Origin of the sequence: Polaromonas naphthalenivorans CJ2 (genome assembly GCF_000015505.1) — a bacterium.
GTDB lineage: Bacteria > Pseudomonadota > Gammaproteobacteria > Burkholderiales > Burkholderiaceae_C > Polaromonas > Polaromonas naphthalenivorans.
On sequence record NC_008761.1, the window covers coordinates 18,420 to 32,379 of the forward strand.

A 13,960-nucleotide genomic window follows, 5' to 3' on the forward strand; every position below is an offset into this window, starting at 1 on the left:
ACTCGAACGGCATGAAACCCACGCTCAGCACAGGCGGACACTTGCCCAACGCCGGAACCGGCTTGGAAAATGGGTTCGAGATCCCGACTCCCATCTCCATGGTGCCGCTGACCGACCCTGTCGCCAGGCGGGCGGGAAGGCTGCTTTCGATGGTCCACGAGTTGCACAAGGCAGGGTATCAGCGCCTGCGCATTTGCGCTGGATATTCACCCGATAACGCTGAGTGGCGCTGCCATCTGCTCACGACAAACAACATGCGCGGCGATGGATGGACCCCCGTCTCGACGGCTACCGCTCACGAATATTCGTCGATCAATGCGAGCCGTTATTTCGGGTGGGACGACGCGCAAACCGACGATGCCCGCCGACTCGCTGCCAAATTCATCGACCGGTTTCCTGAAACGGCTCAAGCAGCTGTAGGAGATGACTGGACCTACGCCGGGTGGTTCATATTGATTCTCGGGCGCGCTGAAAACGGCCGGCTCCCGGCCTTCTATGGGGGTCTTGATTTCGAGCCGCCGGCGCCCGCCACCCCACTTCCTCCTGGTCTTGAAATGTCGGAACGTATAAACGATGGTGAGGCCGAACAGAAAATCATCGCCCACGAAGATTTGACACTGGCTGACCTGCCACCCCGAAACGCAAATTACGAGCGTCTCTGGCCGTTCTGCTTGTCGTTCGACGGTTATCGCGGAGGTCTCCGCTCGGTCGAGGACTGCGAAAGCATCGCCAGCCTGACCGAGCGCATGGGTTTAAAAAATGCCACGCTGGAAAGACTGCGGGTAACAGCGTTTATTCGGCAGCGGGCCATCAAGTGGGGCGACCCGTTGCCCCCCTCCGAGAATCTTCTCAACGCCATCCGCGAAGTGGTTGAGGAAATAAGACAGCGGCTCGATCCCGCTCTTCACCGCCCCAATAAGTTGACATGACCGAAGACCAACTCGAACAAGAAACCCTGGCCTGGCTTCAGGACGTGGGCTACACCTGCCACTGCGGCTACGACATCGCGCCTGACGGTCCTGCGCCCGAGCGCAGCAGTTTCAGCCAGGCGCTGCTGCCCTTCCGGCTGCGCGAGGCCATCCACAAGCTCAATCCCGGCATCCCGACCCCTGCCCGCGAAGACGCCTTCAAGCAGGTTCTTGACTTGGGCATCCCGGCGCTGCTGAGCGCCAACCGGCATTTCCACAAGCTGCTGGTGGGCGGCGTGCCCGTGGAGTACCAGAAAGACGGCCAGACCCGGGGCGACTTCGTGCGCCTGATCGACTGGGCGCAGCCGGCGCGCAACGAGTTTCTGGCGGTCAACCAGTTTTCCCTCAAAGGTGCGCACCACACGCGCCGCCCCGACATCATCCTGTTCGTCAACGGCCTGCCCTTGGTGCTGCTCGAACTCAAGAATCCCGCCGACCTCAACGCCAATGTGTGGAAAGCCTACGACCAGATCCAGACCTACAAGGCGCAGATCCCGGGCGTGTTCGAGTACAACGAAGTGCTGGTGATTTCGGACGGCACCGAGGCGCTGCTGGGGTCCTTGTCTAGCAGCAGCGAGCGCTTCATGGCCTGGCGCACGATTGACGGCCAGGCGCTGGACCCGCTGGGCCAATTCAACGAGCTGCAGACCCTGGTGCGCGGCGTGCTGGCCCCGGCGTACCTGCTGGACTACCTGCGCTACTTCGTGCTGTTCGAGGACGACGGCCAGCTGGCCAAGAAAATCGCCGGCTACCACCAGTTCCATGCGGTCCGCTCGGCCATTACCCAGGTCGTGACCGCCTCTCGCCCCGGCGGCACCCACAAGGGCGGCGTGGTCTGGCACACCCAGGGCAGTGGCAAGAGCATCACCATGACCTGCTTTGCTGCTCGCGTGATGCAGGAGCCGGCGATGGAGAACCCCACCATCGTGGTGATTACCGACCGCAACGACCTGGACGGCCAGCTCTTTGGCGTGTTCAGCCTGGCCCAGGATCTGCTGCGCGAGCAGCCGGTGCAGGTCAGCACGCGGCAGGATCTGCGGACCAGGCTGGCGAACCGGCCCTCGGGCGGCATCGTGTTCGCCACCATCCAGAAATTCATGCCGGGCGAGGATGAGGACACCTTCCCTACCCTGTCCGAGCGCCACAACATCGTGGTGATTGCCGACGAGGCGCACCGCACCCAGTACGGCTTCGAGGCCAAGCTCAAGGGCAAGCCCGGACACGAGACCTACCAGGTCGGCTACGCCCAGCACCTGCGCGACGCGCTGCCCAACGCCACCTTCGTGGCCTTCACCGGCACCCCGGTCAGCAGTGAAGATCGCGACACGCGCGCCGTGTTCGGCGACTACATCTCGGTCTATGACATGCAGCAGGCCAAGGAGGACGGCGCCACGGTCGCCATCTACTACGAGTCGCGCCTGGCCAAGTTGAAGCTCAAGGAAGAAGATTTTTCGCTGATCGACGAGGAGGTCGATGAGCTGGCCGAAGACGAGGAGGAAAGCACCCAGGCCAAGCTCAAAAGCCGCTGGGCTGCCCTGGAGAAGGTGGTCGGCGCTGAACCGCGCGTGGCCAGCGTGGCGGCCGACCTCGTGGCGCATTTCGAGGAGCGCAACAAGGCCCAGAGCGGCAAGGCCATGACGGTGGCCATGAGCCGCGACATCTGCGTGCATCTGTACAACGAGATCGTCAAGCTGCGCCCGGACTGGCACGACCCGGATCCAGAAAAGGGCGCCATCAAGATCGTGATGACCGGGTCCAGCAGCGACAAGGCGCTGCTGCGCCCGCACATCTACAGCGCCCAGGTCAAGAAACGCCTGGAAAAGCGCTTCAAGGATCCGGCCGACCCGCTGCGCCTGGTCATCGTGCGCGACATGTGGCTCACCGGCTTTGACGCGCCGTGCGTGCATACCCTCTACGTGGACAAGCCCATGAAGGGCCACAACCTGATGCAGGCGATTGCCCGGGTCAACCGCGTGTTCAAGGACAAGCAGGGCGGCCTGGTGGTGGACTACATCGGCATCGGCAATGAACTCAAAGCCGCCATGAAGGAATACACCCAGAGCAAAGGCCGGGGTCGGCCCACGGTGGACGCGCATGAAGCGTATAGCGTGCTGGCCGAAAAACTCGACATCCTGCAAACGATGCTGCACGGCTACGACTACAGCGGTTTTCTGACCGGCGGCCACAAGGCGCTGGCCGGCGCCGCCAACCATGTGCTGGGCGCCCAGGACGGCAAGAAGCGCTTTGCCGACACGGCCCTACAGATGAGCAAGGCGTTCAGCCTGTGCTGCACGCTGGACGAGGCCAAGGCGGTGCGCGAGGAGGTGGCCTTTTTGCAGGGCGTCAAGGTCATCCTGACCAAAAAGGATTTGAGCGCGCAAAAGAAGACCGACGAGCAGCGCGACCTGGCCATCCGGCAGATCATCAACTCGGCCGTGGTGTCGGACAGCGTGGTGGACATTTTCGATGCCGTCGGGCTGGACAAGCCCAACATCGGACTGCTGTCCGACGAGTTCCTGGCGCAGGTGAAAAACCTGCCGGAGAAGAACCTGGCGGTGGAATTGCTGGAGCGGCTGCTGGAGGGCGAGATCAAGAGCCGGTTTGCCAGCAACGTGGTGCAGGAGAAGAAGTTTTCCGAGCTGCTTGCCGGTGTCATCAAGCGCTACCAGAATCGCTCCATCGAGACCGCCCAGGTCATGGAGGAGCTGGTGGCGATGGCCAGGAAGTTTCAGGAGGCGGCCAACCGAGGCGAAGCACTGGGCCTCACCGAGGACGAGATCAAGTTTTATGACGCGCTGGCCACCAACGAATCGGCCGTGCGGGAACTGACCGATGAAACCCTCAAGAAGATCGCCCATGAGCTGACCGAGAACCTGCGCCAAAACCTCAGCGTGGACTGGTCGGAGCGCGAGAGCGTGCGCGCCAGGCTGCGCCTGATGGTCAGGCGCATCCTGCGCAAATACAAGTACCCGCCCGACCTGCAGGATGCGGCGGTGGAACTGGTGCTGCAGCAGGCGCAGGCGCTAGGAACCGTATGGATGATCTAGAGGTCGTCTTATACGGACGCCCCCCAGAAAGCAAGTGTTAGCAGCATGAAGCTTCAACGGAGTTGCAGTCTTATATACGGGTCTGTTTACGCAGACGTTTTGTCCTGCTGGTCCTGATGGCATTCGCGGAAAAGGCCGGAAATGCCGAAAAGCAGTTCAATTTTCAAGATTTTTAGCCTTTTCCAGAGATTGCAAAAGCCCTGAAAATGCCTTGAAGTCACTGGCGTAATCAGCACTGGATAAAATTCGACGCCACTCAGCCGGATCCTTCGCTACGTGCGAAGAGGGTTCCACAAAATCATCAGGGTGCCACTGAATTGCTCCTGATGATCTGAAAATCGTCGGGAGCAAAATCTTGCCTTCGCTCAACGAGGCGAAAGTCTTCGGATCGAGCGTGAGGCCTGAAACACGGATATCAAGGGATGGCAGCCGCGCAAGATGGGTGGCAAAATACACCACGATTTTGATGTGTTCACGGCAACGCCAGTAGTTCCAACGGCCGACATCCCACGCTTCGAAAGTTTCATACTCTTCTTGTGGCCCAGCCCGGTGCCACGTCCGCACCACAGGATAGAACTCAGGCTCAGCCGCGTTTGGCCTTGACGCTTCATAGGTCTTAGCGCTGTCATTTTCGTATTCAAACCCTGCTCTACGCACAAGGCAAAAATTTACCGAATCAGCACCTTGCGACAACTCAACCAAGCGATGCGCACCGGCAATCTGAGATTTGTACCAAGTGCCATGACGAAACGGAATCGCATTGTCACTGGAACCGGCAAGCCACTCGTAAGAAACGCCGAAGTGGTTGGATATCCACTCGATATTCTGAACTGTGAGCTTTTCCAGTAAAACAGCTGGAGCGCTCATATCACCCGCAGTGATGCGCAGTTCGCGCAAGACTTCAGCTGCGGCCGGTAAAGAAAGGCCATGCTCCTTAAGCAAGAGATAAAACCGGCTCGTAATGCCCTCGCTGGAATAAGCAACGGCTTCGATCTGCGATGCTGCGACTGAGTCGAGAATGCTTCCAGACAGTCCAGCCATAGATGCGCCTAAAGCAGTGGCCTGAGCCTCCAAAAAAGCGCGCGTTTGCGAACGCACCACAACGGGAAACCTATAGGTTGCATCGTCAGTGTTGGCACTGTTTTGCAGCGCCTGGTGGGTCGCTTGCGAGGTCAAGCGGTACAAAATATCTCGGAAGTTAGGTAGTTGCATGGGTTAAATTGAATCAATTAAAAAAACAGATGTGATTCATTATGAATCACATCTGTTTGATCCACCCATTTTCTTGTGATTTTCGAACTTGAGTTGTTTGGAAGCAACCAGCGTCAAGGACGGTTACACAGTGATCGAATGAGTCCACGATGGCAGTCTTTGTTTTGAAAGATAGTCCACAAGGTTCTTCGTTCCATAGAACGTCAGGCGCCCTTGTCTCATGAAAGCAAGTGCAGATTGATCAATCTTGTATCCAGCCAATTGGGTCTTGTTCGTCAGATCGGCAAGTACCTGCGCATTGGCGGAATCTGATCCAGATGTCGAGTTTGCTTCGAAGACCGCAAAATTGATCCATCCGCCCGAGGTTGATCGTTCTCGGATGTGGGCGAAATTTATTTTCATTCCTAACTCCTTATGCCTTGATGTTTAAATAACTCAAAATTTCAGTTTGAACCGAGCTTGCGCTTCACTTCCTCGATAACCTTCTCGCAGCAGCCTGTTACCTCAAAATTGAGTTTGTCCAGGCTGCGCCCTTTGCCCAACAGCTTGGGCGCTTGGCCATGGTCCGGGCATCGGCAGGAACCGACCTTCTTGCGGAGCCCATCCTGGACAGCAGACAACATGGCTCCTTCCAGTGCATCGCGCATGTTGCGGGGATCGACACGTCGCCCCCCGATTTCAAACTTGATATCAATCATCTGATTTCCTTGTGTTGATGGAATAAACAGGCCTCAGTGGAGGCCTGTTTTCTTGTCTCAGCCTTTGGGAGGAAAGGGGTCGTGACCGTGGCTGTCCTTGGACTGGATCTGACCATCACGGCCATGGATCACCAGTTCGGTACCTTGGTTTTGGGAAATTTCCCGTCCACGTTGAACGGCGTCGGTTTTTCGGTCAAAAGTCTCTGTCGCCCGTTCAGCTCCCGCGCCACGAACGGCCCATCCGTCCTGATGCGGCACGACATGCTGATTGCGTTTGGTGCTTGCGTATTTCAGCGATCGTGGACGCCTGTTTCAAACTGATCGTGGACGATGTTTCAGCGCCATCGTGGACGCGCAGGGATGCGCGCAAGCGAGGAATTAATGTATCTCAAACATCGCAATGCCAGCGCGCCATGGGCAGGCGCGAAGCGATGGCTTTTGATTCCTGAAGTCTGCCTTCTGGTTTCCTGTGTCTGGAATTTCTAATTTCTTAGGCCCCTGCCAGGGCCGCCGGCAGGCCCCCCGGTTGTGCATGTACCCATGCATTACCAAGTTGACGCCCGACGGTGTTGAGTGGGCAAGGCAATCAATTTGTATTCGGATCTCGCAGCGTGGCGCCCTTGAGATCAATCCGGTGGCTGCTGTGCACGACACGATCGAGAATGGCATCGGCCAGCGTTGGATCGTCCAGATAGGTATGCCAGGCTTTTACCGGCAATTGACTGGTGATCAACGTCGAGCGCGTGCCCACCCGATCATCGAGCACCTCCAGCAAATCGTTTCTCTCGGGCGCGCCCATTGGAGAAATGGCAAAGTCATCAATCACCAGTAAATCAAGCTTGGCCAGTTGACTCATTCGCCGATTAAGGCTGCCATCACCATGGGCGACATGCAGTTCATCAAAGAGCCGCCCGGCGCGCACGTACAGCACCGAGAAGCCTAAGCGAGCGGCTTGATGCGCCAAGGCACACGCCAGCCAGGTCTTGCCACAACCGGTGGCACCGGTGATCAGCAGATTCTGCGCATTGCGAAGCCAATCACCCCCGGCCAAGGCAGTCACCAGGGCGCGATCAAGTGCGCGACTGGCGCGCCAATTGATATCTTCGACACAGGCTGAGCTCACTTTGAGTTTGGCGGCTTTAAGCAGACGCTCGACCCGGCGCTCATCGCGCCATGCCACCTCGCGCTGCACCAGCAGGGAGAATCTTTCATCAAAACCCAGGGCGCTGACCGCGATGCTGGTGGCTTGCTCTTCAATGGCGCGCACCATGCCATCCAGGCGCAGGCTGCGTAATTGGGTAAGGGTCTGTTCGTTCATGGTCTGTCCTGTCGTGTTTGGTTTGTTGGGTAGGCGTGTGTTCAGTGGAAATAATCTGCGCCACGGATGTTGTCGTGCGCCGGGAGCGCGCCCGGTGTCATGGTGGGCAGGTTTTGCTGACGATCCAAGCCTGTTTTGAGAATGGAGGCCACGCTGCGGTAGGTAAGGGAGCGAATGGCCAGTGCTCGGGTGCAGGCCGCCTCCAGCCTGGCCGGCGTGAATTCGCGTGCCAAGCGCTGCAAGCCCAAACAAGCCCGGTAGCCCTGTTCAGGATGGGCGCGGTGTTCAAGCTGCCAGGTCACCACCGCTGCGGTGCTCACGCCAATGCGCAGGCCCCAGTCGATGAGCTTTTGCGGGGTCCACTCCAGATGCGCCCGGTGCGACGCAGGCATATGCTCAGGCGTGGTGGTGTGGGCACCGCGCTTGGGGCTGACAGCGTGGCAAGCCACGCGCTGGTTGGAGGAATAACATTCCAGCAAGGTGTCACTGGCGCGCAGTTCCACGGTGGTGCGCACCAGGGTGTGGGGCACGCTGTAGTAATGGCCGTCAAATTCCACGTGGTAGTCGACATTGACCTTGGCCGATTTCCAGCGGAATAACTCAAAGCGTTTGGCCGGCAGTGGACGCAGGGCTGGAGCATCAAGCTGCTCAAAGGCACTGCGCCTGTTGCCGGGCAGCTTTTTGAAGGCGCGCTGGTTCAAATCGTTCAGGAGCAGCGCAATGGCGTGGTTGAGCTCCATGAGACTGAAGAACTTGCGATTACGCAGGCGTGCCAGTATCCAGCGTTCAACGACCAGGACGGCGTTCTCGACTTTGGGCTTGTCTCTGGGGTGAGCCGGCCTTGCTGCCAGCAGGGCACAACCGTAGTGGGCGGCGAATTCTTCATACAGACGGTTGTTCTGCGGGTCGTAGCTGCACGGGTTTTTGATCAGGGAGCGGGTTTGGTCTGGCACGATCAGGCGTGGCACACCACCGAAATACTCCAATGCCAGCACCTGGGCGCCAATCCAGTCGGCTGTGGTCTGGCGCGCCGTGGCACAGGCGAAGGTGTAGTTGGAGGCGCCAAGGGTGGCCACAAATATCTGTGCCTTGGTGATTTCGCCGGTGCCGGCATCAATCAGCGGGACGGTTTGACCGGCGTAGTCAACAAAGAGTTTCTCACCGGCAATATGGGTCTGGCGCATGGAGCGCTTCAGCCCCATGGCCCACTCCCGGTATTTGACGCAAAAGCTGGTGTACTTGAAGGCCAGGTCGTTGCCCTTGGCGTATTCCTCCCACAGCAGTTGCAGGGTGACACCGGCGCGTTTGAGCTCAGTGTGTATCTGGGCAAAGTCAGGCAGTGCTTGTTTGCTGTTGCGCGGTAACGCTGCCTTGTACAGCTTGGCCTCCAGCTCTTGGTCGCTCAAGGTTTGTGCAACGGACCAGTCAACACCGGCCACACGCGCCAGTGACATGTATTTGCCGACTACGCTTTTGGATATCTTGAGGTTACGGCCTACCTCGTTGTAGCTCAGGTTGGCCTGCAGGTGCAGGCGCAGGGATTCTCGGATTTGGCGCATGGTGATTCTGTTGGTTGGCATGGACTCTTTCGCGAAAAAGCGTCGAGCCTATGCCGGGTTTAAGAAATCACTTGCCCGTATCCCCCCAAAATATCGTCCACGATCAGTTTGAAACAGCGTCCACGATCAATTTGAAATGCCGTCCACGATCACGCTGAAATCGCGTCCACGATCAGCCTGAAACACCGTCCACGATGGACTGAAATATGCAGGTGCTCATTGCGTAAGTCCTGTCACAGCGGAATTGCTGCTCACTTATGTATGCGGAGCAGTGGAAAAACCCGGACATTGCCACTAGCATGTGTCCGATACTGCGTCTTGCTCCGCATAGATCAATAAGACAGGGGAACAGATTGAAGCTCGATGACCAACCCGATAACAACGCAACACCTGAGGATGTGCATCAAGCGATTGAAGCTCTCAGCAACGAAGACCGCTATAGGCTTCGAAAAGCATCAATGATCTGCTTGGCAGGTACGGAATACCAAGATCCGATGGAACTGGTTCATGAGGCGATGGTCCGAACTATGAGCGCCGCCAATGGCGGTAAGGGTCGCCATTGGCCTAAGGATGTTCCATTTATGGCCTATATGATCCAGACGCTTAAAGGCCTGGCTGACGACTCGCGACAGTCTGCCGCTCAGAAGAAAACGGATCACCTGGAGGTAATGGCTGCGGAAGGTGCCACGGTGGAAGAGGCACTCGGCCGTTTTGGCTATTGCCATTCGGATGTACTCAGTCAAGCCGTTGAGTGGGAGGAATCCGAAAATAGACAAGATCGTGCAAAAACGGATGCCTTGCTAATCGATGCCCGCTTTGCAGATGACAACGAAGTCACGCTGATCATCATGGGCCACAAAGATGGGCTGACCCCAGCGGAGATCCGCGAGCTGGGGGAGATGAACCAAACCCAATACGAAACCGCCCGGAGACGTCTCCGACGCGGCCTGGAGAATTTGTTCCCAGGCAGGAGAGCACAATGAACACACAAAAGACCCGCGCAGAAATGGCGGCGCTTCGCGACGCCGCCTTGGAAGACCTGATGGCGACATCAGACGTGCAATTGCGGCAAGAAGCACTCGAAGATGGAGACGATTTGGCTAAGGTAGCGATGCAAGTCAAGACAACCATGCGCGAAGCCGTCGCCAGCGCCCAGCGCCAACGTCTCGCCCGAGCGAAGGAGCGGATGCGCCCAAGCGCCAGCGCTCGTCCCTTTTCATCACTTCACCTATCGGTGGAAGCGATCAAACAACTCGTTCACGGGATATTTCAAACGGACCCTAGCCTTGGACTGGCTTTTCGCGATGGCAAGAAGCAGACAGAGGCCGACTGGCGGAGCCTCTATGACGATCTGGTGAGCATGGGGGCGATCAAACCAGAAGATTATGGACGTTGATCTTTCCAGATTGTCATCAGCTGAACGGTTGCTCTGGGGGTATGGGGTCACCGATTCGAGTCATATCGATCTGGATGCCATCGCCAACGACAACGGCGCTGAAGTCAAGTATCGGCCGCTCGGTGGCTGCGAGGCTCGGCTTGTTGCGCGAGGCGAAAACGCCATCATCAGCGTCAATTCAGCAAGTAATGATGGACGACAGCGCTTCTCATTGGCTCATGAACTGGCCCACTGGATCTGTGATCGTAAGACCGGATCGTTTCTGTGCGCAAAGGAGGACATTGGGCCACAGAATGCCATAGCAAGGTCCGTGGAAGCAGATGCCAATAGTTACGCCAGTCAACTCATCTTGCCTACCTACCTGGTTGAGCCCTGGATGAAGGATCGCAAGGTTAATCTGGATGTGGCGTCGCTATTGGCGAAGGATTTCAACGCCAGCTTGACCGCAGCGGCAATTAAGCTAGTCAAACAAGCAACTGTTCCAGCCTTTGTGGTGTGCCACAACCAGACCCGACTCGCATGGCATCAAAGAAGCCCTGCTTGTTCGCCCGAGTTCTATGTGACTTCTGAACTTCACCAGGATACAGACGCCTTTCGCATGGCCTTCGGCGGGGTGATGGGAATGAGCAAATCCAAGCGGGAGTCAGCCAGCAGATGGATATCCGGTCGAGATGTCTTCCGGCTCGAAGTGAACTCGCAATCGATCAAATTACCAGACGCTACGGTACTAACAATCATCACACTTTTCAAGTAGGCCGAGAACAAGCAGTCGTGTCAACCAGCCGCCATTCCGATGTCGGAAACCTTTGAAATGACAATTCCAGTCATCGCATCCATCCAACACGGTTTTTCGTACGGATTTTGTGTAGTCTTGAGTGGCCTTGCCAATCGATTTGACCTGAGTCAAGCGGTCGTTTTTGCGCCGGTATGGCCTCTTGTAAGGTCGAAGTTTATAACTATAGACTTGATGCCTGATGAGAAGCGCCCCATGAGGGCAATGGCTCACAGGCTAAATCGAAGCGTCCGAGACGTGAACCAGGCGAATTGCACCACGTCCCTTTTCGGTAGCAGGATCGCTGCCTTTGCGGCCGCCACTCAACAAGTTCAGCATGAGGTTAAACGTCAATGCGTTGATTTCCTCAATGGGAATCAGTAGTTCGTCAGCCACGTCGAATTTCGAAACGCCCTCATCGCGCAGTGCCTTGAATACCTTCTCAAGGATCAACGACTTCTCGTGAGTGGCCTCTTCGGGCTCTTTGGTGCGGTAGCCCGCTTCGGCCAGTTGAATGCACAGCGTTCGGTAGACCCAGTCCGACGTCATGCCCAGCGCATGCAGCCGGTAATTCAAAGCGGCGACCGAAACCTTCCAATAGTGTTTTGCGCGCACCAGCCCTGGAAGGGTGGCGACGCGCGGTGCGTTCGACAGCACACTCTTTCTGGGCATCAAAAACGCCGAGGCAAAGGCATTGGCTTCGCGCTCCAACTCCGGCCCTTGCGTCTGGCCATGGCGATGCAGGACCAGGTGCCCGAGTTCGTGCGCAGCATCGAACCGGCAGTGCTCGGCCGATTTGAACGTATTGAGGAACATGAACGGCTTGCCGCCGTGCCACATCGAAAACGCATCAACCTCCTTGGCATCAATGGCCAGGGAGAAAACGCGCACACCCTTTGACTCCAAAAGGGTGATCATGTTTTTGACAGGCAACTCGCCCAGGCCCCAGTGCGACCGAAACGCCTCTGCCGCCGCCTCTGGTGCATTTGCGGTCGATTTCGATGGAAAGGGAATATCGTCTTCGTAGCTTTCGCGGCTAGATAGTCCAGTCAGAACGCCTGACTCACGGCCCAGATCGGGAAGGTTCGGCTCGGGCAGGTTGAATTTTTTTTCCAGCCATTCGTTGAGCAGTAGCCCAATCGAGCCGGATCCCAATGCAGAGTCGCGTTGGCGTGCGCTCATCTTTGACATGGAGCGAAAGCTTGCAATGCCCATGGTCAGCTCTTCAGGGTCCGCCGCATGGAAAAAGGCTTCCGGGAAATTCAGCGCCTTCGTCATCCTCTGAACATTGGAAGGCTCCGGCTCTTGGTCACCCTTTTCATAAGCAGATACGGAGCGCTCGCTGACGCCGATGCTTTCAGCAATCTCCCGTTTGGTCATGCCTCGCCGGCGCCTGGCCAGCGAAAAACGTTTCGGATTGAACATTCAGGGTCTACGCTGCCTTGCGAGTGACAACAATATCGTCTTCAGGAAGTTGCGGCATAGGCATGGGCATGGGATCGTTGTCCAGCGAGATGGTGCCCAGCAAGATGCGCTCGGACCATCCAGTCACGAAGCGCTCGGTGACATCAAAACCGTTGGGCCGCGACAGCTCCAGCCGAATTTCGTTCCCGCAACGGTGGTGCAGCAATATCCAGGTATCGGTCGCGACGATGCCTTCTGGCGCTGTAGGCATTGTTTCGGGAAACAGATCAGCCGTCTGATTGTCCTTGACAGCCTTGGCCGTGCGCGGGCCTTTTTCACTCTTGTTTGATGGAATACGCAGCCGATCGCCCGTTCCTTCGTTGCCGGAAGCAACGGCAATGCCCATGTTCAATTTTGGATTAAAGACCAACTCATAGTTACCTTCATTTCTCACTTCCCAGCCATGGGGCACCAGGAAGTCACGAAGCGCAGCGACAGTCTCACCAGTCATGACCCCGTAACGATAAAGACGTGGATGATGAGAGGTCATACGCGCCAAATACATATTGGCTTGAACAGGTGAATCAATCAAAACTTGTCGGCTCAACTGAAGCTCAGCCAACCTGGCATCTGCGTTTTCTGGTTCAGCAAAAATGATGGTTTCAAGCATGGAAGGCTTCTTGAGTTGACTTCCGGTAATCTTACCGCGTTTGTGGTTAAAAAAACGGAAGCCAACTTATCTAAATGCACACGACTTATTGTGAGCAGGCGCAGTAGCGCTTCACGGTAGCCAGTGAGAGGCCCCAGTGCTCTGCAGTTTTTGCCAGGCTCGCGCCGCCCTCGCGTCGCCACCGGGCCACCTCGCCCGCGTCGGCCTTGGCAGGGCGACCCAGACTTTCCTTGCCACGGTGCGTGAGACCTGTGCGCGTCAGCGACTCCCGGGCCACCTGGCGGCCGGCAGCCGTGCGCTCGGCGATGCGCTGGCGCTCCATGTCCGCCACCTGTGCCAGCACCGCCAGGATCAGCTCGCCGGCGCCCTTGGCCATCACGCCCAGGCCATGCACGTGAACGGCCACCCCCTTACCCAGCAAGAGCCGGACCGTGGACTGCACATCCAAGGCATCGCGACCGAGCCGGTCGACCGCATAAACGTGCAGCGTGTCACCCTTTCGGATAAAGGCCAGCAGCCTGGCAAAGCCCGGCCGTTTCGCCGCCAGGATGGCGCCGCTCACCCCGACATCGTCGAACTCCTCATCAAAGCTGCCGCCCATGGCAGCGCGCTGCGATTCAATGCTCTGGTCCGAGGTCGAGACGCGGTAGTAGGCGATGTTGCTCATTTTTGGCTCAAAAGATAGTGTGTTAACTATAAGCCAGGCTCTTAACCTGTTTTAGTATCTTTAAAGCCTAGATTTATGCGTCCTTTCAGCCTAGCTCAAAACTTACAAGTTATGAGCCAATCACCTTGCATATATTTTATCCCGGTCACGAACTTTTAAAATTGCGGCAGCCTTGGCTTGCGGGATGATGACTGGCAATTGTGCAGCTGACTATTTACGCGTATGGCTGCAAAAGACTGAATGCTGACG

The 13,960-nt window shown here is 57.1% G+C and carries 14 protein-coding genes; 5 read left to right on the forward strand and 9 right to left on the reverse strand.

Annotation, left to right across the window (positions count from 1 at the left end; genetic code table 11):
• Window positions 1-11 precede the first annotated feature (11 nt).
• Together PNAP_RS25370 and PNAP_RS24465 are read left to right on the forward strand one after the other, a co-directional pair.
• Window positions 12-929 carry a hypothetical protein gene (locus PNAP_RS25370; RefSeq protein WP_049763856.1) on the forward strand — a complete coding sequence of 306 codons (918 nt, stop codon included), beginning with the start codon at window positions 12-14 and terminating at the stop codon, window positions 927-929.
• A complete protein-coding gene (locus tag PNAP_RS24465) occupies window positions 926-4,015 on the forward strand; it encodes a type I restriction endonuclease subunit R (protein WP_011798559.1) in 3,090 nt (1,029 codons plus the stop codon). Before PNAP_RS25370 ends, PNAP_RS24465 begins: the two co-directional genes overlap by 4 nt.
• A gap of 156 nt (window positions 4,016-4,171) precedes the next feature.
• On the opposite strand, the gene PNAP_RS24470 is transcribed toward PNAP_RS24465, so the two are convergent.
• The 6 genes from PNAP_RS24470 to istA all read right to left on the reverse strand — a co-directional run bounded on the left by PNAP_RS24470 (window position 4,172) and on the right by istA (window position 8,823).
• Window positions 4,172-5,227 (reverse strand): hypothetical protein, encoded by a 1,056-nt coding sequence (locus PNAP_RS24470; RefSeq protein ID WP_011798560.1) that lies wholly within the window; start codon window positions 5,225-5,227, stop codon window positions 4,172-4,174.
• Between the two features lie 123 nt (window positions 5,228-5,350).
• Window positions 5,351-5,629 (reverse strand): hypothetical protein, encoded by a 279-nt coding sequence (locus tag PNAP_RS26580; protein WP_011798561.1) that lies wholly within the window; start codon window positions 5,627-5,629, stop codon window positions 5,351-5,353.
• A 41-nt stretch (window positions 5,630-5,670) separates the two neighbouring features.
• Complete coding sequence (locus PNAP_RS24475; protein ID WP_011798562.1) at window positions 5,671-5,925, reverse strand: hypothetical protein; 255 nt, start codon at window positions 5,923-5,925, stop codon at window positions 5,671-5,673.
• A gap of 57 nt (window positions 5,926-5,982) precedes the next feature.
• Window positions 5,983-6,183 (reverse strand): DUF2188 domain-containing protein, encoded by a 201-nt coding sequence (locus PNAP_RS26585; protein ID WP_011798563.1) that lies wholly within the window; start codon window positions 6,181-6,183, stop codon window positions 5,983-5,985.
• A 328-nt stretch (window positions 6,184-6,511) separates the two neighbouring features.
• Entirely contained in the window at window positions 6,512-7,243 is a 732-nt protein-coding gene (gene istB, locus PNAP_RS24485) for an IS21-like element helper ATPase IstB (RefSeq protein WP_011797944.1), read from the reverse strand.
• 41 nt (window positions 7,244-7,284) lie between these two features.
• Complete coding sequence (gene istA / locus PNAP_RS24490; RefSeq protein ID WP_011797945.1) at window positions 7,285-8,823, reverse strand: IS21 family transposase; 1,539 nt, start codon at window positions 8,821-8,823, stop codon at window positions 7,285-7,287.
• 332 nt (window positions 8,824-9,155) lie between these two features.
• Here istA and PNAP_RS24495 point away from each other — a divergent pair, with 332 nt between their 5' ends.
• The 3 genes from PNAP_RS24495 to PNAP_RS24505 are packed head-to-tail and all read left to right on the forward strand — an operon-like array spanning window position 9,156 to window position 10,952.
• Window positions 9,156-9,785 (forward strand): hypothetical protein, encoded by a 630-nt coding sequence (locus tag PNAP_RS24495; protein ID WP_157040563.1) that lies wholly within the window; start codon window positions 9,156-9,158, stop codon window positions 9,783-9,785.
• Entirely contained in the window at window positions 9,782-10,198 is a 417-nt protein-coding gene (locus PNAP_RS24500; RefSeq protein ID WP_011798565.1) for a hypothetical protein, read from the forward strand. The genes PNAP_RS24495 and PNAP_RS24500 overlap by 4 nt, the downstream gene beginning before the upstream one ends.
• A complete protein-coding gene (locus tag PNAP_RS24505; RefSeq protein WP_011798566.1) occupies window positions 10,188-10,952 on the forward strand; it encodes an ImmA/IrrE family metallo-endopeptidase in 765 nt (254 codons plus the stop codon). The genes PNAP_RS24500 and PNAP_RS24505 overlap by 11 nt, the downstream gene beginning before the upstream one ends.
• A 255-nt stretch (window positions 10,953-11,207) precedes the next feature.
• On the opposite strand, the gene PNAP_RS24510 is transcribed toward PNAP_RS24505, so the two are convergent.
• The 3 genes from PNAP_RS24510 to PNAP_RS24520 all read right to left on the reverse strand — a co-directional run bounded on the left by PNAP_RS24510 (window position 11,208) and on the right by PNAP_RS24520 (window position 13,711).
• Entirely contained in the window at window positions 11,208-12,395 is a 1,188-nt protein-coding gene (locus PNAP_RS24510; RefSeq protein WP_011798567.1) for an XRE family transcriptional regulator, read from the reverse strand.
• Between the two features lie 7 nt (window positions 12,396-12,402).
• Window positions 12,403-13,044, reverse strand: coding sequence for a hypothetical protein (locus PNAP_RS24515; RefSeq protein ID WP_011798568.1), 642 nt, complete (start codon window positions 13,042-13,044; stop codon window positions 12,403-12,405).
• Between the two features lie 85 nt (window positions 13,045-13,129).
• Entirely contained in the window at window positions 13,130-13,711 is a 582-nt protein-coding gene (locus PNAP_RS24520; RefSeq protein ID WP_011798569.1) for a recombinase family protein, read from the reverse strand.
• Between the last annotated feature and the right edge of the window lie 249 nt (window positions 13,712-13,960).